Below are 22,171 nucleotides of genomic sequence, written 5' to 3'. Positions count from 1 at the left end.
AGAGTGTTCTGCGCTGCAACATGCTAGAATGTCGGGTTAATTTTTTCCGATAGCTCCGCCTTCAGGGGACGCCGAATGACCCGCGCCATCCGTAATATCGCCATCATCGCTCACGTCGATCATGGCAAGACCACCCTGGTCGACCAACTCCTGCGCCAGGCAGGCACCTTCCGCGACAACCAGCAAATCGCCGAACGGGTGATGGACTCGAACGACCTGGAAAAGGAACGCGGGATCACCATCCTCGCGAAGAACTGTGCCGTCGAGTACAACGGCACGCACATCAACATTGTTGATACCCCGGGCCACGCCGACTTCGGCGGTGAAGTGGAGCGCGTGCTGTCGATGGTCGACGGCGTGCTCCTGCTGGTGGACGCCGTGGAAGGCCCGATGCCGCAAACGCGTTTCGTGACGCGCAAGGCACTGGCCCTGGGCCTGAAGCCCATCGTCGTGATCAACAAGATCGACCGCCCGGGCGCCCGTCCGGACTGGGTGATCAACCAGACCTTCGACCTGTTCGACAAGCTGGGCGCCAACGACGACCAGCTGGATTTCTCGGTGATCTACGCATCGGGCCTGAACGGCTACGCCGGCCTGACCGAAGATGTGCGCGACGGCGACATGAAGCCGCTGTTCGAGACCGTACTGGACAAGGTGCCGGTGCGTAACGACGACCCGAACGGTCCGCTGCAGATGCAGATCATTTCGCTGGACTACTCGAGCTACGTCGGCAAGATCGGCGTGGGCCGCATCTCGCGTGGCCGCGCCAAGCCGCTGCAGGACGTGGTGGTCAAGTTCGGCCCGGAAGGCAATCCGATCAAGGGCCGTATCAACCAGGTGCTGAAGTTCAGCGGCCTGGAGCGCGAAATCGTGTCCGAGGCGGAAGCCGGCGACATCGTGCTGATCAACGGTATCGAGGAACTGGGCATCGGCTGCACCGTGTGCGCCCCCGAAGCCCAGGACGCGCTGCCGATGCTGAAGGTGGACGAGCCCACGCTGACGATGAACTTCTGCGTCAACACGTCGCCGCTGGCCGGCCGTGAAGGCAAGTTCGTGACCAGCCGCCAGCTGCGCGAGCGCCTGGACCGCGAACTGAAGTCGAACGTGGCGCTGCGCGTGGCCGATACCGGCGACGACACCATCTTCGAAGTGTCGGGCCGCGGCGAACTGCACCTGACCATCCTGCTGGAAAACATGCGCCGCGAAGGCTACGAGCTGGCCGTGTCGCGTCCGCGCGTGGTGTTCAAGGAAATTGACGGTGTCAAGAACGAGCCGTACGAACTGCTGACCGTGGACGTCGAAGACGGCCACCAGGGTTCGGTCATGGAAGAGCTGGGCCGCCGCAAGGGCGAACTGCTGGACATGGCTTCGGACGGCAAGGGCCGTACCCGCCTGGAATACCGCATTCCGGCACGTGGCCTGATCGGCTTCCAGGGTGAATTCCTGACGCTGACGCGTGGTACCGGCCTGATCAGCCACATCTTCGACGACTACGCACCGGTGCGCGAAGGCGGCCTGGGCGAGCGCCACAACGGCGTGCTGATCTCGCAGGACGACGGCGATGCCGTGGCCTACGCACTGTGGAAGCTGCAGGACCGCGGCCGCATGTTCGTGAAGCCGGGCGACGCGCTGTACGAAGGCATGATCATCGGTATCCACAGCCGCGACAACGACCTGGTCGTGAACCCGATCAAGGGCAAGCAGCTGACCAACGTGCGCGCGTCGGGTACCGACGAAGCGGTGCGCCTGGTGCCGCCGATCCAGATGTCGCTGGAATACGCGGTGGAATTCATCGCCGACGACGAACTGGTGGAAATCACGCCGAAGAGCATCCGTCTGCGCAAGCGTCACCTGAAGGAGCACGAGCGCAAGCGTGCTTCGCGTGACACGAACTGATTTCCGGTGTCCGGCCTGCCGGCCGGTCGGAAACGAAAACCGCGCCCATGTGGCGCGGTTTTTTTATGTGCCGCTGGTTTGCTCCGCGCCCCCGCCTGCGTGAGAGGGGCCGGGCGAGAGCCCAGGCGTGCCCGGATCTGCCGAAGCGGCAAGTTCACTGCGCCACTCCGGCGGCTTCCACAGGTAGCGCAAATCCCGCTCGCGCCAGGCATCGGCAAGCATGTCGCGCCATTCGTGGAACGTCAGCGTCAGCGGGTTGTGCGTGTGGACCTGCCGCGTGATGCCATATTGCGGCGCCTCCTGCTCGGGCACGAACGTGCCGAACATGTGGTCCCAGACGGTCAGCACGCCGGCATAGTTGCGGTCGATGTACTGCGGATTCCTGGCGTGATGCACGCGGTGGACGCTTGGCGTATTGACGAGCTTTTCGATGATTGGCCAGCGCTGCCCCAGCCGCGTATGGACGAAGAACTGGAACGCCAGATTGAGCCCCACGGCCAGAATCACCCAATCTGGCGAAAATCCGATGAAGGCCAGCGGAATCCAGAAGATCCACATGCCCGAGACCGGGTAGGTCAGGCTCTGCCGGAACGCTGTCGAGAAGTTCATGCCTTCCGACGAGTGATGGGCTACGTGCGATGCCCACATCCAGCGCACCCGATGGCTGGCGCGATGGAACCAGTAGTAAAGAAAATCCTGCAGCAGCAACAGCAGCGCAAACGACCACCATGTCTCCGGCACGGCGCGCAGGCCATGCGCGTAGCACCACGTGTAGACCGTCCGGATCATCAACCAGAGAAAGAAGGCGTCCGATGCCTGGTGCATCAGCGCCAGCGTGGCATTCGACAGCGTGTCGCGCCAGCTGTAGATCGAGCGGTCGCGCTTCGACCAATACCAGGCTTCCCAGCCGATCGTCAGCACGAAGACCGGGGCAAAGGCCATCAGGATCAGGCCGGGGTCGAAACCCTGGGCGGCGGGGGCGCTGGATGTCATGGGCGATGTCATGGCGCAAGTGTGCATATTTTCGCCAGATACGCACTGAGGATTTCCTCCATACGCCCGTCAAGTGGCGCTCGCTTAACGTCTCGCCGATCATCACAAAAATGAAGGACTGACTATCACCGCAGGGCAATCAAGTCGGGCCACGGCAATGCCGTCATTGGGGCGATGGCCATGGAGGAGTGGCCGCTTTCATAACACGGAGAGATCTGCCCCATGTTTCGCAACACTACGATTGGCGCCCGGTTGTGGCTCCTGACGATTGTCACAAACTTGTTGCTGTTGATTGTCGGTGCCGTTGGATGGATCGGCATGTCGCGTAGCAATGACGCCACGCGCCAGATCTATCAGCAGCAATTGTCGGCGGCCACTCATCTGGCCGAAGCGCGCTCGAATCAGTTGCTGGTGCGTGTGCTGCTGGACCAGGCAGTCTTTTCGACCGAGGCCGCCGATGCCAAGGCGCGCGCGGCCACGGCGCAGGATTTTGCGCGCCAGTCCGACGCTGCCTGGCAGTTGTATCTGGCTATTCCGCGAACCGACGAGCAGACTCGCGCCACCGAGAACGTGTCGGAGAAACGCCGCGCCCTGTTCCAGGAAGGCGTGACGCCGATGATTGCCGCCCTGGACGCCGGCAATCGCGACGCGATGATGAAGGCCGTCATGGAGACGATTCCGAAACTCGATATCCAGTTCACTGCCGTCAACACGGAACTGGGTCGCCTGCAGGTGGAAAGTGCCAAGGCCGTCTACGAAAATTCGCAACATCGCTACGACCGGCTGCTTGCCGTGTCCATCGCCGTGCTGGGGCTTGGCCTGGTGTTCAGCACCGTGGTGGCCTGGCGACTGCGTGCGTCGATCGTCAATCCGCTGGATATCGCCATTGCCCGTTTCGCGCGCATGGCCGACGGCGATCTTAGTATTTCGGCTATGCGAGATGGCGATGCAACGGCCGACGAGCATGCAAAAAGCGAAACCAGCCGCATGCTCGGCATGCTCGGCCGCATGCAAGGGCGCCTGGTCGAGATGGTGGGCGAGGTGCGCAGCGGCGCCGATTCGATTGCGGCGGCCAGCCAGCAGATTGCCAGCGGCAATGCCAACCTGTCGCAGCGTACCGAGCAGCAGGCCGCTTCGCTCGAAGAGACCGCTTCGAGCATGGAGGAACTGACCAGCACCGTGCGCCACAACGCGGACAGCGCCCGCGAGGCCAGCACACTGGCGGTGGATGCCCGCCGGCTGGCCGAGACCGGCAGCCAGGCCGTGTCGCGCGTGCAAAGCACGATGCAGCAGATCGACACCGGGGCCAACAAGGTGGTGGACATCATCGAGGTGATCGAGAAGATTGCTTTCCAGACCAATATCCTGGCGCTGAATGCGGCCGTGGAGGCCGCGCGTGCGGGCGAGCACGGCCGTGGCTTCGCGGTGGTGGCCGGCGATGTGCGCGATCTGTCGCAGCGTTGCGCGGCGGCGTCCAAGGAAATCCGCACGCTGATTGGCACCTCTGTGTCGAACGTGCGCGAAGGCACGTCACTGGTGGACGATGCGGAGCGCGCGATGCAGGACATCGTGAATGCGGTGCGGCGTGTGAGCGATATCGTCGGCGGCATCAGCGCGGCGTCGGACGAGCAGTCGCGCGGCATCGAGCAGGTGAACGTGGCGGTTTCGCATATGGACGGCATGACGCAGCAGAACGCGGCGCTGGTGGAGGAAGCCGCCGCCGCCGCCGGGTCGCTCGAAGACCAGGCGCAGCGGCTGACCGGCCTGATGTCGGCCTTCCGGCTGGCCTGATCGCCGAGGCCGGTGGCTTGTGACAGACGATGAGCCGATTCTGAAACGGCGTCGTCATCGAATCCGGGCAAGGTAGGTGGCGTAAAATTACCGCCTACTGGAATGGAGACAGAAATGACGGAGTTCGTATCAACAGCGGTGCAGGGCGGCGTAGCCTATCTGACGCTGACCCGCCCGCAGGCCCTGAACGCATTGTCGCTCGACATGATTCGCGCGATCACGGCCGCGCTGCAGCAGTGGGAGTCCGATGCCGCGGTGCACGCGGTGGTGGTGGCCGGCGCGGGCGGCAAGGCGTTCTGCGCGGGCGGCGACATCCGCTGGTTCCACCAGGCGTACCACGCCAACGACCCGCTGCTCGACCAGTTCTTTGTCGAGGAGTACGCGCTCAATCATCTGATCCACCGCTACAGCAAGCCCTACATCGCGCTGATGGACGGCGTGGTGATGGGTGGCGGCATGGGCATCTCGCAAGGTGCGCGGCTGCGCATTGTCACCGACCGCACCAAGATGGCCATGCCGGAAACGAACATTGGCCTGTTCCCCGATGTGGGGGGCGGTTGGTTCCTGGCGCGCACGCCGGGACACATCGGCGAGTACCTGGGCCTGACCGGCGTGGTAATTCATGCCGCCGACGCGCTGTACGCGAAGCTTGCCGATGCCTATCTGCCAGCCAATGTGATGGCGGAACTGGCGGCATCGCTTCAGGCGCATGCGTTCGGCAGCGCCGACGCAGTGCTGGCGCATATCGCTACCTTCACGGACCAGCACGCAACCGCGTGCGCCCCGCAGGCCAGCCAACTGGCGCAGCATGCCGAAGCCATCGACACGCTGTTTGCCGGCGAGACGGCGCAGGGCATTCTCGCCGCCATCAGCGATATGGCCGGTGACTGGGCAGCGCAGACCGCCGCCACGCTGCGTAGCCGGTCGCCGCTGATGCTCTGCGTCACGCTGGAACAGATCCGCCGCGCGCGCACGATGTCTCTGGAGGACGAACTGCGCATGGAACTCGACATGATGTACGACGTGTTCCGTCACGGCGACGGTATCGAAGGCATCCGCGCACTGGTGATCGACAAGGACCACGAGCCGAAATGGAATCCGGCCCGACTGGATGAAGTGACGCCCGGCCATGTGCGCGCGTTCTTCGACAGCAAATGGCGGCGCGAGGAGCATCCGCTGGCGTCGCTGGGGTAATCGTTTCGCCAATTGCGGCAATTGCGCCATCCGCGTCGATGCGCGGGTGGCGTGGGCGGCAGCGGTGGCGGGGCAGTGGTCACGCAAGTCGAGTAGAGTGTCGGCAGGACTGGCCCCGTAGCCGGGGCCGGCCTTCGCTTCACTTCGACCGTGTGTGAACAGTGAAAGGAACCGTAATGAGCAATCCTCGTGATGTCGCCGTACTGGTGGGAAGCCTGCGCAAGGAATCCCTGAACCTGAAACTGGCCAAGGCCCTGGCCGCGCTTGCGCCGCCGCAGCTCAAGCTCGATATCGTCGAGATCCGCCAGCTGTCCCACTACAACCAGGACGACGATGCCAATCCGCCATCGGAGTGGGTAGCCTTCCGCGACCGCATCCGCCGAGCCGATGCGGTCCTGTTCGTCACCCCCGAATACAACCGTTCCGTGCCGGGCGTGCTGAAAAACGCCATCGACGTGGGATCGCGCCCTTACGGGCAAAGCGCGTGGGACGGCAAGCCGGGCGGCGTGATCAGCGCATCGCCGGGCAATATCGGCGGGTTTGGCGCCAACCACCATCTGCGCCAGTCGCTGGTGTTCCTGAATATTCCGGTGCTGCAACAGCCCGAGGCGTATATCAGCGGGGTGGACAAGCTGTTCGACGAACAGGGCGGAATCGGCAACGATTCGACCCGGGGCTTCCTGAGCAAGTACCTGACGACCTTCGCTGCCTGGATCGACCGTAACGCCGCTGCCCGCTGACGGCGGTACGGCCGCTTCAAATGTCGGTAAGCCCCGTCCTACAAGGCAAAGCGGGCGGGAACCGACACCGCCGGCGCCCCCTCCTTTCTATAGTGAAGCCATGTTCGCAGACATAGACAAGGAGGAAACATCATGCCGTATATTCTCGCGTGGCTGCTCGGCGTACCGGCCTTCGTCCTGATCCTGATCTGGCTGTTCATGCACTGAGTGCGTGCCGGCAAATATGAAATAACGGCGTCTGCGGGCGCCGTTTCTTATTGACGGTTTTGCTGGCTGGGTGTCGCCCAGCCGATGTGCCCCATCCACGACCCTGCTCAAGGCTTGCATCTCGCGTATACTTGCGGTCTTCCTCGGTCCTCGGCCCTGAACGCCGTAACGGACGCTCCCTCGACGCCATACCCATGACTGCAAATCCGCGCCGCATCTCGGTTGCCGCGATGATGGACTGGTGCGAAGTAAGCCTCACTCTGGCTTAACCATGCGGGTTTCCGGGCGGTCTCTCTTCGTCTCGTAGCAATTCCGTAGCACTGGCGTCGGCGTCCCGGGCGATCTCTTCGGCGAAATCTACCGGGGGTGGCACCTCGAAAGCACGCACCACGCCGTACACGTCCAGCGCACAGAAGCCCTTCTGCAGGATCTCGGCCAGTACCAATGGGGGCGAAATGCCCGGCAGGGGAGTGTCGATCGTCAGTTCCGTCGTACGCTGCGTATAGGGGGCGCCCAGCCAGTGGCGCACCAGCAGCGGACACTCGATGAGGTCTTTGTCGTGCGGCAGGATCAGCGCACGATGGCCGTGACGTAACAGGACGATGTTCATGATCGGTGCAAAGCGCAAGGGGCGTGGGATCTAATCCCGCGCCGCCCGGTGAGACACTCCCCCGACGCCTCATGGGGCGGGGCCCCGCAACGATGAAACGCCCCTTGCGGGTCGATCGTTTTTTATCGTAGTACAGCGCTGATCCGGAGCCAAATCCGGAGATCCGAACGGATGTTTCCCCTCCATCGGGTGGTGCCGAGTCAGAAATTCGTTGCCTAAGCTGGTCCGGCGGAGGACCTCAACTACCGCATTCGAGCTTGGCGACCCGACCCACACCGGTGTCGGGTCGTTTTTTTGGGGGGGGGCTGTGCCCTGATCCGACTTGCCCCGGGGGCGTGCGCTAGCCTGGTACGGCGCTCACGGGAATGCGCTCGACCCATTGTCGGCGACGCTTGCGGGGCGTTTTTGCCGATACACCCTTGCATTCGGTCACCCGCGCGCCGGGGTAGGTCGTTGCGACAAACGCGCGTGCCGCGTCAGCAGAATCGAACCGCATGGGCTTCCCTGTCGTGCCATCCCTATGCATCGCAGTGGCGAACCAATGTCCGTTGAGGGGGCCATGGATTGTGAGTCGGGTGACCGTTGACATCGAAAGCCTCCGAAGGCGGTGACCTTCACAGCATAGCGCGCGTTTCACCACGGGACAGGCGGAATGTTGCCCGCGCGAGATGCCGGAAGGACCGTGGACGGGGCGGCAGGGCCTATGGCGCCGGGGCAGGCCGGTTCTCCAGAAATTCGGCCGCTTCGTCCAGGGCCTCCTGCGCGATCCGGCGAGCGTCGTTAGTGGGGCCGGCACTGAGCAACAAGGCTAGCGCGGCATAGAGGGCGTGGACGTGCTCTATGGCTTCATCCGACTCGCGCTTCTGGCATAGGGCGATACACTAAACGATGGCTGTAGATTCTACATCGCAGCCACCAACATCATTTGGCTTCGGTGCGGGCCCAACGTTCGGCAGAACACACTGATTGCCAATTGTCTGAGCGTATGCCTTGTGGGCTGCGGCCGCAGCCGCGGTTTCAGATGACGCAAGTGCAACCTGAAATGCTGTGGCAGCGTTGCGTCCGTCGCACACTTAATCACGCGTAAATTCGCGCGACATACGATTTCAAGTGCTGCGCCATCCGGGGGACCACAGCGAAGCGAGGTCACATGTCGCCGCATCTCGAAGTTGTGCTCGATGCGCCCGTCCTCGAAGGCGAAGCCGCGCAGGTGGAGGCCGTATTGGCCAGCCTGACGCGGCTTGGCCTGGTATCCGTGTGGCATCGTCTGGCAGACGGCTCCTACGTTGTCGAGGCCAATCCCGAAGTCGCGAACCAGCTCGCGAGCCTTGTCGATCGACATGATCAGCCCGCGCCCGGCTTCACAGAAAAATGACGCCCCGCAGCCGGGGGACTGTCGGGGCGTTTTGGAAAGCAGGCTGAGTTACGGGCCTGCCAGCCGATGGTGGGCGTGAAGTTTGAGGCCCCATGTTCGATGCCGCACAGACACGGCGATCTTTTCACCGTTCGGCTGCTCGACACGTAGAGAAGCGTTAGCTCAAGGCGCGATCAGAGCCTGTATCCGCTGGTGTTCGGCCCGCGCTGAGGCGCGTTGGGTATCCAGGTAGTCGGCCACGTCCCGGATGTCGCCGACCAGGCTACGGCCTTCCTTACGCATGGGAATGGGAAAGCTGCCGGCCGACAACCGGTTGTACGCTGTCTGTTTCTGGACGCCGATGGCCTCGCACACTTCGTCCAGACTCAACAGCATCCGGCCGTCGAACTGCGCGGCCAGCAGGAAAAGGCTGGATTTCACGACCGTCCTCCTGCAAGCTTTTTGTCTGCCCGAGTGCGTAGCACATTGGCCGCCGGCCGAATCGACACAAGATTTTGCGGTGGATGGTCGGTCATAGCTTCCGTTCCTTTCTCTCAGTGTTGTAGGCGGCCATCCACTTGCGGAGGCAATGGTTCGCATACACACCGCCGGCGATGTACAGCAGGCCGGCCAGCGTGAGGAAAATCAGTGCGGTGGCGGTGGTCATGCGGGGGCCCTTGGAAGGACAGAGCGGTTGCCGTCCTTGTCCATCACCGAGACAACGCCGGTGGTTTCCATGTGGTCCAGCAGCCTGGCCGCGCGGTTGTAGCCGATGCGCAGGTGGCGCTGAACGAAAGAGATGGACGCGCGTTTGTTTGCCAGCACGACTTCCACGGCCTGGTCGATGAGCGGGTCGTCTGCGCCATCGCCCACGTTGTCGGCGGCCGCGCGTTCCACCAGGTCGCCAGCTTCGGCGGCGGGGCGCTCGCCGCCCAGTGCTTGAACAAGGTCGGCCAGCATGCCCGCCAGTTCGCCGGCCATCAGGGCGAAGTCAGCATCGAAGCGCTCGCCAGCATCCTGGATGCTGACGTCGGCGGATTCCTTGATCACATCCAGCGGCGCCACGCGCTTGATGATCAGGGAATCCGTCAGCACGAGCGAGACACGGTCGTTCCACGTCATGGCCAGCCGCGTGCAGCGCTTGCCAGAGGCAATGTGCTTGGCCACGTCGTCCGGATCTGGCATCTGCTTTGCGATGCGGATGGTGGCGCGGCTTTCGCCCATCGATTCCAGCGTGGTGTCATCGTCCACAGTGAAGCCGGCCGGCGCGTTGTCGGTGGCCAGCCACTCGGTCATGGCAGCCACCGGCGAGAGATTCACGAAAAGCTGGTGAGCGGGGAAGCTGTCGATTGCCTTGAAGAGGGCGCCCATCATGACGTCCTTCTTGGCTGGGCTGGCGGCATCGATCACCAGCCAGCCGTTATTCGTGTCGATCCACGCACGTGTCAGCGTATTGACGCTGAAGGCCTTGGGCAACAACTCTTCGATCAGTTGGTCCTTGATCTCGCGCATCTGCTTACGGCCCGGCTTGAACCCTTGTTGCTCTTCGATGTCCGCCGCGCGGGCCTTGGTGGCGTCGCGAATGACGGACTGCGGGAGTAGCTTCTTTTCGGTTTGGAGCGCGATCAGTAGATTGCCGCCTACCTCATGCACCAGGCCGCTGCCGTCGCGCGGCGCAGCGAAGCCATAGCCTTCGAACTCAAGGCTGCTGCACGGGACGAATGCGTGCTTCACCAGTGCTGCTTCCAGATCCGTGGCAGACATCTGGAATGTGGGCAGTCGGTAGATCGACAGGTTTTTGAACCACATAATTGCTTTCCTCGATTCGGATATCAGGCGGCCAGCTTGCGCAGCGCCGTAACGTTCTCTTCCACCAGCTTGTCGAACTCGATCAGATCCAATTCCATGGCCTCGATGTAGTCGTCGTCGCGCTTGACGCGCCAGCGGAAGAACTCTTTGACGGGCCTCAGCGGGGGGCAGTAGATGCAGAAGTCCCACCACAGGCGACCGGACAGCCAGAGGTTTCCCTGCACCTGGTCTTGGTACTTTTTGAGGTCGTGGCCGATGATCGTGGTGCGCAATTCTTCGGGCGAGATCAAGCACTTGTATTCCGCACCGCCGTCCTTGCCGATCCAGCCGTCGGCGCTGGCGCCGAACTTGCCGTCGTCGGTCAGGACCATGCCCACAGGCTCGACGTACAGGCCGATATCGGCCTGATGGGCAATCCGCGCATCAGGCTCCAGTTCGTGGCCGCGGCGCATCTGCCATGTCTCGTGGCCTCCGTCCAGCGGCTCGCCATTCAGGCGCTCGATGGCCAGGCGGAATGCATAGTCCAGGGCCTCTTCGGTTCGTTCTTGCGTGGTCTTCTTGCGGGACCGCGCGATGCGGAACATGCTGGCCGTGATCACGCCGCTGCGCGCGGCCAGCCATTCGCGGCTGCCCTGCTGGCAGGTCACGACGCGCATGCTTGGCCCCCTTCGATCACGCGTTGTACGTTCATCGACGTGCGCAGCAGCACGACGTGCGCATGGTTTTCGCCACGAGTCATGGCGATACCAAGCGCGGCCTTGCTGATCAGCATTTCGAGCACCCTGGCCACCGCGTCAGCGTCCCCGTAGGCGCCCACGGCGTTGACATAGTCGCCAAGGGCTTTCTCCGCCTTCGCACTGCATTGGGCCGGCGTGATCACGCTGCCTCCGCTCCGCGCAGTTCCTGCATGCGCTGGTTGAAGTAGTCGTGATACTTCGCCTTTTCGTCTTTAGTCAGGGCAGACATGACCTTGCTAAGCGCGCCGATGCTCGGGGCGTCGCGCATCTCCGGATGCTCGGGCACTACGCCGGGGGCACGCAGGGTACCGTCGCTAGGCGGCTGGCCGTTCTCGTCAGTGTCTTCGTCTGCGGCAACCCCGAGCATTGCGCCCAGGACGTAGCGGCGCAGGAACGTGATGTAGGCGCCGAACTCCTTGATGTCCACGTCATTGCCGCGCGGCACGTCGATGATCGATTCCATGCGGGCCCCCGATTTGTGGCCAAGGATCGTGCGCATGTGCACGCCGCCGTCGGGCTTGTTGCTCACCAGCTGTACGGGCGCGAAGCCTTGTTCCGACAGCGCCGGGGTCGTCTTCGTGCGAATTTCTGCCAGGTCGGCATACTTGAATGTGTAGGCCGGGGCGCCGTTCGGCGGATACACCGTAGCCGTCCGGTTTTTCTCCACCGGCAGGAAGTTTCCTTGCGCGACGGCCAAGGCGCCGAAGAACTCGCCTAGGTTGCCGTCACCGTTCGGTGCAGGGATGAGGTTGACGTCCACCTGCGGGTGGAGGAGGTTGGTGTCCATGGGAGCATTCATGATGTTCAGCCCTTGATGGCGACAATGGCGGCGTCGATGCGGTCGGCGAGATCGCCGGCCGGCACGTGGGCGCGGGCTTCGGTAAGCAGGGCCAGCAGGGTGCCGGCCTGTGCGCGCACGCGTGCGGCGGCGGCTTCGGCGGCTTCCTGCTCACGGCGGCGGGCCTCGGCTTCGTCGCGCTGGCGCTTTTCCTCGGCGGCGCGTGCTTCGGCCTGGCGGCGCTCTTCGGCCTCGCGCTCCGCACGTTCCGCGGCTTCGCGCGCTTCCTGCTCTTCGCGTGCCTTGCGGGCTACAGCGTCGGCTTCTTCCTGCTCGCGGCGGGCGTTGTCGGCACGGAGTCGCGCGAGTTCTTCAGCGTCGCGCGCGGCGTCCAGCATGGTCTTCAGGTTCCCCAGCGCTGCCTCGATCGCGGCGCCGGCATCGGCCTGAAACTCGGCGAAGTCATCCACGGCCTCGCGAGCCAGGGAGTCAATGCGCTGCTGGATCTGGCGGACACCCAGACCGATGCAGGTAGTAGGGGCTGATTCGATGGCGCGGATACGGTCCTTGATGCCATCAACGCGCCGGCGCTCGGCAGCGGCCTCTTCCTCAGCGGCGCGCCGGGCCGCGGCTTCGGCTTCCTGCTGGGCCATCATGGCCGCCAGTTCCTCGCGCGCCGTGGCGTTGGCCAGGTGGGCGCGGAGGGTTTCGGCGGCCGTGGCCACCGCTTCGATGGCCTGGTCGCCGTATTCTTCCCAGTCACGCTGGGCGAGGAAATCCGGCGACTGCAGTCGCGCGATCGTTTCTGTGATCTCGGCTACCGTCGCGGTCAGGCCGTGGCGTGGTAGTTCGCCGATCGCCTTGAGGGCGGCCTGGTGCGCATCGATGCGGGCAGCTTCAGCCTTGGCCGTGGCGATGCGCTCTTCTTCCTTCTTCAGGGCCTCAGCGTCGATCTGCGCCTTGACGGGGCCTTCGACCTTTTCCACCTCGCCGATGATGTAGTCCCGCTTCTCGCGAGCCTTCTTCTGGATGTCCATGACCGGGCGATTCCAGTTGGTGTACGCGCTTTCGGCAGCGGTGCGGGTGCTCACGCAGCGACGCACGAAATCGCGCGCTGCCTTGTTGCCTTCCTTCGTGGTGACGTCGAACACTTCCTTGCTGGCGTCGCGCAGTTCGGTCAGGCCGGCTTCGATCGCGTCGTACTTCAGGACCGCTACGGATGTTTCCGGGGTGGCGTCGAGGACTTCGGTATCAGTGGATTCCATGCTCTTTCTCAGCGGATGGGGATCAATTCGAAGCTGCCATCAGCGCGGCAGCGGCCGGACCGGCGGATGCCGATCTTGCGCAGGAACTCGTCCCACGCGATGAGGGTGATTTCGGGCTTCACGTGGTGCTCCCGGGTAGGACGAAGAGGGCGGCGCTGTCATCAACCGTCGCGTACAGCACAACGATGGCGAGCGCGAGCAGGGTGCCGAACGCCCACGGGTGGCGGCGCTCGAATTCGTAAATGAATTCCCAGACCTTCATGGCCGGTGCCCCGTCAGTCGGTCATCGCGGGCAGCGTCGGCGGCTTCTTCTTCCCAGAAAGCCTGGAGATCGTGGTAAGCGCCCAGCGCCAGGGCGCCGATCTCGTTTTCATCGTGCAGGGCCGTGACATCGATGCCGCTGTCGGTGACGCTGTGGACGCTGAACGACTCGTCTTCGCCCGGTTGTTCGAGGGTGGCGGCGTACGCGCGGTGATACGTGCCGGTTACCTTCAACTCGGTGCCGTTGTGCTGGATGGTCACGGTGGTGGTCATGCCGGCTCTCCGATCACCGCGCGGACGGTCGCACCGACATAGGCCATTTCGGCAAGCGCCAGGTTCTGGGGGGACATGTAAATCTGGAGGTGCAGCCGGCCCTTCTTGAAGTCGACAGTGCGAACGACGTCACCTTCTCCGCGCTCGGCGATCGTGAAGCCTGCGAACAGCAGCGCTTTGCCCAGACTGGCCTCGGCGGAATTGCTGTATGCGCTGATGCGCAGGGTCTGCCGTTTGCCGTACGCCGGCGTGATGTTGTCGGCGTAGATGGTGTAGCCACCGGCCTTGATGTTGGCGTGCTCGGCTGCGAGCAGCTTCAGCGTCGCGGCCATCTGCTGGATCTGCTGCAGGCGTCCGCGGTGGCGCTGTTCTTCCGACGCCGTGGCCTGCTGCAGCAGCGGCATGGCCAGGATTTCATGGGTGGTGGGGTATTTCGCCATGGTCTCTCTGCTCGGGGCGGCCTTCATCTTGGCCAGCTTGATGGCGGCGGCATCGGTGTCGGGGACAGGCTCCACGGTCACGTCGTCGCCGAAGTCAGCGCGCGCGAGGCGCGTTGCCTCCGCGTGTTCAACGGTGTATTCGGCCTTCAGCCAGCAGCCGTCGGCGTGGGTAATGAGGTAAATGCGCGTTTCCATCGTTCGCCCCTGCGATCAGACGCCGTGGTAGCGGACTTCGATAACGTGCTCGCCGGTGGCCGGATTCAGGCGAGGGTGGCCGGCCGACGGGCTACGGTGCGTGTCGATCTTGCTGACCAGGGCGGCGGCCCGCTCGTGCAGCGCCGCCACGTCGGTAGAGCGCAGCGTATGGACGCCGCCGGTGCCGCGCGGGCGGTGGCTTTCGCGAATGCGGGCAACAGGAGGCACGCCCGCCTGCGCCAGCAGTTCTGCGCGGAGGGAGTTGAAGAGGGCGAGTTGCGCCTGGCCCGGCTGGCCTTCGCCGACGGACAGGAACGTGATCAGTGCTTGTGCGCGTGCCTCGGGGGGAATCCTGCTGACGATCTCTTGCGGTGACATGCTTCGCTCCATCGGTTGGGCCCGTGTTTGGCGGGCTGCTGATGGAGTGAACTATAGCACTGCTACTGTAGCGATGCTATATTTTTATTTGAGGCTTCGTAGACGGAGTGTGGCGGCAAGTTTGGATGCGTAGTCCGTCAGCGCCTCAATGGCGTATGGATAATCGTCTTCGTAGACCCCACTCAAGCTGGCGAACCTGGACCCGTCCAGGCGACGGTGTATGTGGATCGATCCGCTGATAGTGGGATCTGCGTTGTTCGGGCAACCCCCGCTTGTTCGGCGGTTCACTCGGTATTTGGTAAAGTCAATGACCCTGCTCATACTGCTCCTGTGCCGCCCTTAGGGCTTGGCAATGTTGTTCTCTCTCAGGGCAAATATGACGCTTAATCGACAAAGTGGCGCCCATGCTGGGGGAGGGTGGCGCCGTGACGTGGAACGGTGAGCAAACAAGACTGCTCTTACGGGTTGGCCCGACTGAGCGTGCGTTGGCAAGCGTTCCTGTCAGTTGGGCGGGCTCGACATGACGCAGCACTAGAATGGCGCAACAACCCCCGAGGGCTTACATATGGATCCTGATGACGTAGTCCGGACGTTCGAGCAACTGGCCTTAGACGAGAGCGAAGAACTTGCCGTGGATGATGCGATAGCGGGCCTGGCAGTGTTGCTGGCCAACCCGGCAATTCAAGGGAAGGAGAGGGCGCTGCTTACGCAGGTGGGTGCGACCCTTTACAGGGCCGGATTAAATGAGCGCGTGATTGAGGCGGTGAAGAAGCGCCCACAGTAAAAAAAAGCCCGCGTCAGCGGGCGGGCTTGCTTTCAAGCGAGGGGGTGACTATATAGGGGTCGCCCATTTCTCCAACTTTGCGGCCAGCGCCTCGGGCTGCGATTCACAGAATGCCATAACTCCAGCATCCACTACGGCCTCCAGCAATTGCTCAGTCTTCTTTGCATTGAGTGCTTCGACTGGCCCCTCGGCAGCGAGAGGAAGCACGACAAATAATGCAGGCTCCGCTTTGCGGCTGTCCAAGTTGTGCGCAGCGAGCACGTTGGTCATGGATTGGAAGACATGCCGTTCGATAGTCTGCATGGACGAATATCTTGCTGAGACTATGTTTCCGTAACTCCGGCCGTTGTTTAGGCCAACGTGGATGGTTTTGCTGCCCAGCGTGATTTGGCGGGCCGGGACGAACACGGAATGCGCGACCGTCGTCAATGCTCGTCGCATTTCAGCGTATGCCCATCCTTCGTCCATCGCAGACTCTCTCGACACTGGCTCGGCCCAAAGGGCGCCAGCGTGGCGCTTCAGTAGGTGACTCAGCTCTCGGTCGATATTGTTAGTCGCCAAGTGGCCGCAGTTCACTAGTCGAAGGTGTGGGGTCCCAGTGGCGAGGCCGCGCATTCCACCTCGAAAGTTGCTCTCCAAAGACACCTCGACCCCGGATGCCAAGCTCCGGATTTCGGCGCCGCTCAGTGCGTCGCCATAGAGCCCAGATAGCTTCGTATAGTTTGGCAGCCATCGGACATGTGGGCGTGAGTCCCCCTCGATGGTCGCAGCGACGCCGATGACAAATTCCTGCTGACTTCCTAGGTCGGGACGGAACCAAAGTGTTGCCCATTCGCCGCTGAAGACAGGCTCCGGGGTGCGGGCTGCTCTCGACAGGAGAAGGGAGACGTCCATCAGAATAGGTGTCCAGTAGCTCGCGCGAGTGTCTTAACAGTGGCGCGCGAATGCATGTAATCGACTATTGTATCAATCTCTGCGGGGGCCAATAGGCCTTCGAGGTTGGCGCGGATCAGGTCAATCGTCTCGGGCCAGTTACCATTGCTGACCCCAGCCTGGGTCAAAATGTCTGCCTGCCAGCCGGCGAAATGGGAAGCCACAAGTTCTGCGCGAGCTAGTTCGAAGAGTTGGTTCTTGGGAGCGTCATCTGGCCAGTTGATATGCCAGTAGTAGCCGCCAGCAACCGAGCCCTGGTCGATTGCAATGTACTTGAAATCATCGAGGCACATGAAGTTTGCATCGGTTCTGTCGTTGTTCCCCGTGACATGGTCGACGCACGTGAGCATATGGCAGAACTTGCTTTTCAGGAAGGCCGTCAACCGTGAGCGATCAAAGGCCGCGAGGCGCCGGTAGAACCGAAATGGCTTCGCGCCCTGGATGAACGGGGTGGCCCAACATACGGCAATGCTGCTTCCTTGTTGAGTGTATTTTTGCGTGTCAATCGCAAAGGGTGGCAGCATTGAAGTTGGAAGGACAAGCACGCCTCCGCGCGGAGGTTGCGCGATTCCTCCCTTTGCATTCGCCACGTAGCCGATAACTTCGTTCGCCACTCCGCATGAGTCTGCAGGGTAAAGCTTGATCACTGTGTCAATGGGCTCTTCAGAACCAGGCCAGGTAACTCGGCCGATGAATATTGGCTGCCCGCCGGGATTGTGCCCCTCGTCCGGCCCGCTAATCCAGGAGGCGAATCCGCCGTAAGAATCCGCGCTCAGAATGCTGATCAAGCCAAGCCCCTCCCTAAGAGTCATCTCATTTCTATGGTCGCGCTCAATGGCAGCCATACGGACGCGGGTCCGTTGTTGTTAGGCCGCAACTGGCCGCGATATGGGTCTATCGACGAACTTAGCACGCCAAAATTCATGGCGAAATCCCCGTTCAGGGGGGACGCTGACAATCGGTCTTCAACCTACTTGGCGTGCTTGGGCCGCATGCGCGTGGTGTGTTCAATGGCCGTATCACTAGCAGCCGGGCCCAACTCCATCGCACTACTGGCGCTGCTAGCGGAAATGAACTGAGACACAACCCTGTCCAGGGCCTCACGATCGGCCGGCTTTAAGGCATCAAAGGCTTCTCTCGAAGCAGAGAAGGGCCAGTCCTTCGGCTTCGCGTCAACTATCGCCTGGTCAAAGATCGAGCGATCTTGGGTGAGCACGGTTGCCTCCGCGACCTCTTTTGCGAGGCGGGGGCTAATTTCTTCCAGACTGACCCTAAAGCCAGCGGCATAGGCCTTCGCGGCGTCCAAGTTTATCGGGCGTATACCGTTGATGTGCTGATACACAACGGCCTGCCCACCTTTGACTTGGTGCTCCCGAGCGAAGGCCGCGCGATTCACTCCAGCGAAGCGCGCCTTCAATTTTTCTGCTTCCTCTTCCGGGGTCCATATTTTCATATAGCAATGCTATCCAACAAAAAAGATAGCATGGCTTGCGTTGAAACTATAGCGCTGCTATAGTTTTCGCCATGAACCTGAGCGATTACCTGGAAAGCGCAAGCGCCAAGTCTGCGGCGGTCGTTGCCCGTGAAGTTGGTGTGTCTCCGGCTGTTGTCTATCAGTGGCGCGCGGGGATTCGCCCCGTCCCTGTGGAACGGTGCGCGGTTGTTGAGCGCGTCACGGGTGGTGCCGTCACGCGACGCGATATGAGACCTAGTGATTGGCATCAGATTTGGCCAGAACTGGCCGGACAGGTCACGTTTATAGAGCCTGCAGAGCAGCGTGAGTCTGCTGATTACCCGGCCGCCTGATCGACCCGCAGGCGGTTTTCCCCATGCGTCCCCACGCATGGGATTTTTATTCCTGACGCCCGACTACTTGATGACTCTTCGTCAAACACAACTATGTGCGGTTGCTTCGACGGGGTTACCGGTTGTCGGGCAGATGCATTTTTCATCGCCGCGCGCCACGTATGGCCGGCGCCGAGCAGGGCAGGGAGCGTTGACCGTGCCGACTTCACAGCGCGCCCGCATGGATCAGGTCCGCGTGCTCCTGAAAGTCGGCCAGAACCTCTGCGGTCTCGTCGCGCAGCATGGCCTGCTCCGCGGGGTGGCGAGTTGGGTCGCCGCTGGCTTCCTGGATCAGGGCCAGGTTGCGACGAACGATGCCGCGGGCCGCGTCGCCATGCACGTCGGTGTACAGGCGCAGCACGAGCTGACGCAGAACGAGGAGTTGCAGCCGCGTGCTTCGGCGCTCCAGATCCTGCTCGGTCAGCGGGTTCGCCGTGATGGTTGCTACGTCGCCTGTCGCCATTTTTCCGCCTCGCTCTCTACGTACCGGTTTCCCGATTTCCCCGGCCGCCTCCTGTACCTCTGTGGCGGCAATCCCGGGCGTGCCTAGCCGCCCGGGGCTTCTTATAACCAGCAACAGACGTATCCGCGCATGGAAGAGAACATGGAAAGCATCCACATGTCCCGCTCTGCCTACAACCATCCGTTGGGCAAGCTGACCGATCCGGTGAAAACCGATCTGCCTGAGATCGTCGGGGAGCACCTGACGCAGAAGGCTCGCGAAGCCGGCATGACGCGTGCCGAACTCGTGCGCGAAATTATCTGCCACTGGGCTTTTCCGGACGACATGGAAAAGTTAGCCGAACAACGGCGAAATGTCGCGCGCGGAAATGGTGCGAGATTCGAACCCAATCAGCAGCAGCACGACTGACCAGGCCCGGAGACCATCATGGACCAGATCAAGTCGCGCCAGTCGATTCGGGAAGAGGCCGCTCGCGCGGCCCGGGAAGGGGCGAATCGCAATCCGTATCCGGCTGATACCGATGCGGCCAAGGAATGGAATCAGGCCTACATCGTCGCTCGCCGCAGCGCGCCGGCGCCGCGGTCATTCGTTGGAGTGCGCCCGTGCTGACACGACGCGCGCCAATGAAGCGCAGCACGCCGCTGCGCCAGAAGGCGCCCATGCAGCGTACGTGCGGGTTGAAGCCCGGTGACGCGCAGCTTGCCCGCACGCCGATGAAGAAGAGCCGCCCGAAGCGCAGGCCAATGGCACAGCGCCGCTATGCGTTGGCCTGCCGTGGTGAACCGTGCTACCTGCTGATTCCTGGCGCGCCGTCGCACGACATGGCCACCGTTGTCGATTGCCACAGCAACCAGTTGAAGCACGGCAAGGGCGGGGCGATCAAGGCGGCCGACGAGAAGACCGTCCCGGGCTGCGCCTGGTGCCATCACGCCATCGACCAAGGCAACTGGCTGACGAAGGAGCAGCGCCGCGACTACTGGGACAGCGCCTACGCCCGCTGGGTGCCGGTGCGCACCGTGAAGCTGGCCGGAGGTGCGACGCCGTGAGCAAGTCAAAGGACAAGGCCGACGTCTGGATGCCGCTCTACATCGGGGATTACCTGGCCGACACCACGCGACTGACCACCGAGCAGCACGGGGCATACCTGCTGCTGCTCATGGACTACTGGCGCAATGGCCCGCCGCCGAACGATGACGCGACGCTGGCTCAGATCACTCGTCTGGCGCCAGCCGCGTGGAAGAAGGCGAAGCCGGCAGTGCTCCGGTTCTTCTCCGACGTCGACGGGTTGCTCCATCAGAAGCGTGCCGATGAAGAGCTTCAGGCAAGCCAGACCCGCAAGGACGCGGCCGTTGCAAAAGCCGTCCTAGCAGCCGAAAAGCGGTGGGGCAAGAAGTCCCCCGCGAATGCTCCGGGGGATGCTCCAAGCATGCCACAAGCACAACTTCCAGCAGTCATTGAAGGACTGCCGGACGGATTGCCCGGTGCTTTGCCTGAAGGTCTGCATGAGCAATGCCCTTCACCTTCATCACCACCTATGTCTGCTAACCAAGGTAGTGGTGATATGAGCCTCAGTGGTACCGCGGGCGCGCAGGGCCATGCCACATCACACCTGCGGAATCCGCAGACCGGCGAGGAAAACCCGCGGGAAATCCAGCTTGCCGTGCTGCTGCGGAAGACGTACGGCATGACCGTCACCAGCAACCATGCCGACGTGATCGAGATGGTGCGCCTTGCCGTGTCCGATCAGGAGATCGCCGAAGCGGTCGAGGTCTTCAGCATGAAGAAGAAGGGCGAGCAGCCCAATTCTGGGTACATCCTGGGGATGATCAAAACGACCCGGCAGGGCGTGGCGAAGGCCGCGGCCGAGGCTGCCGGTAAGCCGGCGGCGACTGTGCAAGCCGGCGCCGCGGAATGGTGGGTCGGCGCCGAGGGCATCAAGGCCAAGGCCGTGGATCTTGGCATGGTCTGGAAGGAAGACGAGGGCGAACTGTTCATGTCCTTCAAGGCCCGCGTGTTCAAGCGTGCCGGCGAAGGGCCATGGCGCCAGCAGATTCTGCGCGAGTACGAGCGCGATGAGGCGATGCACGGCCGACTGATGGAGTTTTTCTATCCGGGCAAGGAAGCGGCATGACTACAACCTGCGTTACCTGCGAGCACTTCACCATGAAGCCGCGCACCGGCGAGGCTCAGGCACACCTGACCGCCAGCGATGTTGCGCACGCCAAGGTCGGCATGGGCCGGTGCGCGATCGAGACGATATCGCTGCGCTGGATTAGCCCGGAGGCGCCGGCGTGCGACAAGCACGTGGCGATCAGCGACGAACAGGCGGCCATGCGCCGCAAGTGGATGAGAGGGCGGGTCGCCCGCTGACGGCGGGTATCAAAAGCAACCATAGGGAGTTGGCAATGAGCGGATTTTGCGTTTATGGGGTAACGAAGGCTCTAACGCGCAAGCGTGCTGAGGATAAAACCCCTACGTTCGACAAGCAGCTGAAGAGGGAACTTACGAAGGAAGAGTGGACGGCGCGCGTAGAGTCGGAGGCCGCACGAATCTTTCAGACGGCGAAGCCGGTGAAGATCTCCCCTGCGTTTGACGCGCCACAGTTCTGCCGGGACTGGATTGATGTCGGCGTGCGTACTGCGCAGTTGCGTGTTCCCAAAGTAATGGTCCGCAGCAAGAAATTTGATGCGGATGGTAAACCGGTCCTAAACAAGAAGACTGGCGAGCACGTGATGGGCTGGGTGGTCCACACATGAGCAAGATGCCCCGATGGTCCCCCGAGCAGCTTGCGGCGCACCAGGCGCGCGTGCCAAGGCCGGCAGCGGCTGCTCCGTCCAAGGCCGACCGCGCCGCGGCGGTGCTGAAGCGCAACCAGGCCAAGGGCCGGTTGCCGCGCGGGACCATGAACAAGACGGAAGTCCGATATGGGATCTACCTGGATCAGCAAAAGTTGGTCGGCGCCGTGCTGTGGTGGAACTTCGAGGGCATCAAGCTGATGCTGGCCCCGAATACCTCGATCACGATCGACTTCCCCGTGATGCCTGACAGCGGCGTGCTGGAGATGCGGGATGTGAAGGGCGCCAAGGCCATGGTCACGGACGACGCACGCGCCAAGATGAAGGTGGCGGCCGCGATGTACCCGTTTGTTTTCAAGTTCGTCTACCCGGCCGGCAAGGGCAGCGACGCCTGGATTGAAGAGGAAATCTGATGGCCACCAAGTACCTC

Annotated in this window: 31 protein-coding genes and 1 pseudogene; 14 read left to right on the top strand and 18 right to left on the bottom strand. The window is 62.6% G+C overall.

Features of this window, described 5'->3' with window-relative positions; translation table 11 throughout:
- The first annotated feature begins 75 nt into the window (after window positions 1–75).
- Entirely contained in the window at window positions 76–1,896 is a 1,821-nt protein-coding gene (gene typA, locus ACOABP_RS01795; protein WP_474226722.1) for a translational GTPase TypA, read from the top strand.
- Window positions 1,897–1,959: 63 nt separating this feature from the next.
- On the opposite strand, the gene ACOABP_RS01790 is transcribed toward typA, so the two are convergent.
- A complete protein-coding gene (locus ACOABP_RS01790; RefSeq protein WP_474226721.1) occupies window positions 1,960–2,889 on the bottom strand; it encodes a sterol desaturase family protein in 930 nt (309 codons plus the stop codon).
- A gap of 222 nt (window positions 2,890–3,111) precedes the next feature.
- Here ACOABP_RS01790 and ACOABP_RS01785 point away from each other — a divergent pair, with 222 nt between their 5' ends.
- The 3 genes from ACOABP_RS01785 (at window position 3,112) to ACOABP_RS01775 (ending at window position 6,614) form a co-directional block, all read left to right on the top strand.
- Window positions 3,112–4,680 (top strand): methyl-accepting chemotaxis protein, encoded by a 1,569-nt coding sequence (locus tag ACOABP_RS01785; protein WP_474226720.1) that lies wholly within the window; start codon window positions 3,112–3,114, stop codon window positions 4,678–4,680.
- Window positions 4,681–4,794: 114 nt separating this feature from the next.
- A complete protein-coding gene (locus tag ACOABP_RS01780; RefSeq protein ID WP_474226719.1) occupies window positions 4,795–5,874 on the top strand; it encodes an enoyl-CoA hydratase/isomerase family protein in 1,080 nt (359 codons plus the stop codon).
- Window positions 5,875–6,050: 176 nt separating this feature from the next.
- A complete protein-coding gene (locus ACOABP_RS01775; RefSeq protein WP_474226718.1) occupies window positions 6,051–6,614 on the top strand; it encodes an NADPH-dependent FMN reductase in 564 nt (187 codons plus the stop codon).
- Window positions 6,615–7,086: 472 nt separating this feature from the next.
- Here the strand turns inward: ACOABP_RS01775 and ACOABP_RS01770 are convergent, their stop codons facing one another.
- Window positions 7,087–7,431 carry a hypothetical protein gene (locus ACOABP_RS01770; protein WP_474226717.1) on the bottom strand — a complete coding sequence of 115 codons (345 nt, stop codon included), beginning with the start codon at window positions 7,429–7,431 and terminating at the stop codon, window positions 7,087–7,089.
- A 1,150-nt stretch (window positions 7,432–8,581) separates the two neighbouring features.
- Here ACOABP_RS01770 and ACOABP_RS01765 point away from each other — a divergent pair.
- Entirely contained in the window at window positions 8,582–8,806 is a 225-nt protein-coding gene (locus ACOABP_RS01765; RefSeq protein WP_474226716.1) for a hypothetical protein, read from the top strand.
- Window positions 8,807–8,968: 162 nt separating this feature from the next.
- Here ACOABP_RS01765 and ACOABP_RS01760 read toward each other — a convergent pair whose 3' ends face one another.
- The 12 genes and pseudogenes from ACOABP_RS01760 to ACOABP_RS01705 all read right to left on the bottom strand — a co-directional run bounded on the left by ACOABP_RS01760 (window position 8,969) and on the right by ACOABP_RS01705 (window position 14,921).
- Window positions 8,969–9,226 (bottom strand): helix-turn-helix transcriptional regulator, encoded by a 258-nt coding sequence (locus ACOABP_RS01760; RefSeq protein ID WP_474226715.1) that lies wholly within the window; start codon window positions 9,224–9,226, stop codon window positions 8,969–8,971.
- Between the two features lie 91 nt (window positions 9,227–9,317).
- A complete protein-coding gene (locus ACOABP_RS01755; protein ID WP_474226714.1) occupies window positions 9,318–9,452 on the bottom strand; it encodes a hypothetical protein in 135 nt (44 codons plus the stop codon).
- A complete protein-coding gene (locus tag ACOABP_RS01750; protein WP_474227886.1) occupies window positions 9,449–9,658 on the bottom strand; it encodes a DNA translocase FtsK in 210 nt (69 codons plus the stop codon). The genes ACOABP_RS01755 and ACOABP_RS01750 overlap by 4 nt, the downstream gene beginning before the upstream one ends.
- A 42-nt stretch (window positions 9,659–9,700) precedes the next feature.
- Window positions 9,701–10,594 (bottom strand): annotated as a pseudogene (locus ACOABP_RS01745) (recombination-associated protein RdgC); the annotation flags it as partial.
- Between the two features lie 23 nt (window positions 10,595–10,617).
- Window positions 10,618–11,250, bottom strand: a complete 633-nt coding sequence (locus ACOABP_RS01740; RefSeq protein ID WP_474226713.1) for a lambda exonuclease family protein — start codon at window positions 11,248–11,250, stop codon at window positions 10,618–10,620.
- Entirely contained in the window at window positions 11,238–11,474 is a 237-nt protein-coding gene (locus ACOABP_RS01735; protein WP_474226712.1) for a hypothetical protein, read from the bottom strand. Before ACOABP_RS01735 ends, ACOABP_RS01740 begins: the two co-directional genes overlap by 13 nt.
- Complete coding sequence (locus ACOABP_RS01730; protein WP_474226711.1) at window positions 11,471–12,118, bottom strand: ERF family protein; 648 nt, start codon at window positions 12,116–12,118, stop codon at window positions 11,471–11,473. Before ACOABP_RS01730 ends, ACOABP_RS01735 begins: the two co-directional genes overlap by 4 nt.
- Before the next feature lie 17 nt (window positions 12,119–12,135).
- Complete coding sequence (locus tag ACOABP_RS01725) at window positions 12,136–13,374, bottom strand: hypothetical protein (RefSeq protein ID WP_474226710.1); 1,239 nt, start codon at window positions 13,372–13,374, stop codon at window positions 12,136–12,138.
- Between the two features lie 118 nt (window positions 13,375–13,492).
- Window positions 13,493–13,636 carry a hypothetical protein gene (locus ACOABP_RS01720; protein WP_474226709.1) on the bottom strand — a complete coding sequence of 48 codons (144 nt, stop codon included), beginning with the start codon at window positions 13,634–13,636 and terminating at the stop codon, window positions 13,493–13,495.
- Window positions 13,633–13,908, bottom strand: a complete 276-nt coding sequence (locus ACOABP_RS01715; protein WP_474226708.1) for a hypothetical protein — start codon at window positions 13,906–13,908, stop codon at window positions 13,633–13,635. The genes ACOABP_RS01720 and ACOABP_RS01715 overlap by 4 nt, the downstream gene beginning before the upstream one ends.
- Window positions 13,905–14,543 carry a hypothetical protein gene (locus tag ACOABP_RS01710; protein ID WP_474226707.1) on the bottom strand — a complete coding sequence of 213 codons (639 nt, stop codon included), beginning with the start codon at window positions 14,541–14,543 and terminating at the stop codon, window positions 13,905–13,907. The genes ACOABP_RS01715 and ACOABP_RS01710 overlap by 4 nt, the downstream gene beginning before the upstream one ends.
- 15 nt (window positions 14,544–14,558) lie before the next feature.
- Window positions 14,559–14,921 carry a hypothetical protein gene (locus ACOABP_RS01705; protein ID WP_474226706.1) on the bottom strand — a complete coding sequence of 121 codons (363 nt, stop codon included), beginning with the start codon at window positions 14,919–14,921 and terminating at the stop codon, window positions 14,559–14,561.
- A gap of 565 nt (window positions 14,922–15,486) precedes the next feature.
- Between ACOABP_RS01705 and ACOABP_RS01700 the strand changes: the two genes are divergently transcribed.
- On the top strand, window positions 15,487–15,705 hold the full coding sequence (locus ACOABP_RS01700; RefSeq protein WP_474226705.1) for a hypothetical protein: 219 nt from the start codon (window positions 15,487–15,489) through the stop codon (window positions 15,703–15,705).
- Between the two features lie 48 nt (window positions 15,706–15,753).
- Here ACOABP_RS01700 and ACOABP_RS01695 read toward each other — a convergent pair whose 3' ends face one another.
- From ACOABP_RS01695 to ACOABP_RS01685, 3 genes are all read right to left on the bottom strand, one after another.
- Complete coding sequence (locus tag ACOABP_RS01695; protein ID WP_474226704.1) at window positions 15,754–16,008, bottom strand: hypothetical protein; 255 nt, start codon at window positions 16,006–16,008, stop codon at window positions 15,754–15,756.
- 590 nt (window positions 16,009–16,598) lie between these two features.
- Window positions 16,599–17,483, bottom strand: coding sequence for a hypothetical protein (locus ACOABP_RS01690; RefSeq protein WP_474226703.1), 885 nt, complete (start codon window positions 17,481–17,483; stop codon window positions 16,599–16,601).
- 125 nt (window positions 17,484–17,608) lie between these two features.
- Entirely contained in the window at window positions 17,609–18,091 is a 483-nt protein-coding gene (locus ACOABP_RS01685) for a hypothetical protein (RefSeq protein WP_474226702.1), read from the bottom strand.
- Window positions 18,092–18,162: 71 nt separating this feature from the next.
- On the opposite strand from ACOABP_RS01685, the gene ACOABP_RS01680 reads away from it, so the two are divergent.
- Window positions 18,163–18,444 carry a YdaS family helix-turn-helix protein gene (locus ACOABP_RS01680; RefSeq protein ID WP_474226701.1) on the top strand — a complete coding sequence of 94 codons (282 nt, stop codon included), beginning with the start codon at window positions 18,163–18,165 and terminating at the stop codon, window positions 18,442–18,444.
- 205 nt (window positions 18,445–18,649) lie between these two features.
- Here the strand turns inward: ACOABP_RS01680 and ACOABP_RS01675 are convergent, their stop codons facing one another.
- On the bottom strand, window positions 18,650–18,946 hold the full coding sequence (locus ACOABP_RS01675) for a hypothetical protein (protein WP_474226700.1): 297 nt from the start codon (window positions 18,944–18,946) through the stop codon (window positions 18,650–18,652).
- Window positions 18,947–19,075: 129 nt separating this feature from the next.
- Between ACOABP_RS01675 and ACOABP_RS01670 the strand changes: the two genes are divergently transcribed.
- From ACOABP_RS01670 to ACOABP_RS01640, 7 genes are read left to right on the top strand one after another with little or no spacing between them, the layout of a single operon-like run.
- Window positions 19,076–19,354 (top strand): hypothetical protein, encoded by a 279-nt coding sequence (locus ACOABP_RS01670; RefSeq protein WP_474226699.1) that lies wholly within the window; start codon window positions 19,076–19,078, stop codon window positions 19,352–19,354.
- Between the two features lie 18 nt (window positions 19,355–19,372).
- Window positions 19,373–19,555, top strand: coding sequence for a hypothetical protein (locus ACOABP_RS01665; RefSeq protein WP_474226698.1), 183 nt, complete (start codon window positions 19,373–19,375; stop codon window positions 19,553–19,555).
- Window positions 19,549–19,992 (top strand): hypothetical protein, encoded by a 444-nt coding sequence (locus tag ACOABP_RS01660; RefSeq protein WP_474226697.1) that lies wholly within the window; start codon window positions 19,549–19,551, stop codon window positions 19,990–19,992. The genes ACOABP_RS01665 and ACOABP_RS01660 overlap by 7 nt, the downstream gene beginning before the upstream one ends.
- Window positions 19,989–21,077, top strand: coding sequence for a YdaU family protein (locus ACOABP_RS01655; RefSeq protein ID WP_474226696.1), 1,089 nt, complete (start codon window positions 19,989–19,991; stop codon window positions 21,075–21,077). The genes ACOABP_RS01660 and ACOABP_RS01655 overlap by 4 nt, the downstream gene beginning before the upstream one ends.
- Complete coding sequence (locus ACOABP_RS01650) at window positions 21,074–21,316, top strand: hypothetical protein (protein WP_474226695.1); 243 nt, start codon at window positions 21,074–21,076, stop codon at window positions 21,314–21,316. Before ACOABP_RS01655 ends, ACOABP_RS01650 begins: the two co-directional genes overlap by 4 nt.
- A 35-nt stretch (window positions 21,317–21,351) precedes the next feature.
- Window positions 21,352–21,702 (top strand): hypothetical protein, encoded by a 351-nt coding sequence (locus ACOABP_RS01645; RefSeq protein WP_474226694.1) that lies wholly within the window; start codon window positions 21,352–21,354, stop codon window positions 21,700–21,702.
- Window positions 21,699–22,154, top strand: coding sequence for a DUF1064 domain-containing protein (locus ACOABP_RS01640; protein ID WP_474226693.1), 456 nt, complete (start codon window positions 21,699–21,701; stop codon window positions 22,152–22,154). The genes ACOABP_RS01645 and ACOABP_RS01640 overlap by 4 nt, the downstream gene beginning before the upstream one ends.
- Window positions 22,155–22,171: the final 17 nt, after the last annotated feature.

The organism is Cupriavidus sp. HE11 (assembly GCF_056097175.1).
Note: the sequence above shows the minus strand (reverse complement) of the source record. Positions and strands in the feature narration are given on the sequence as shown.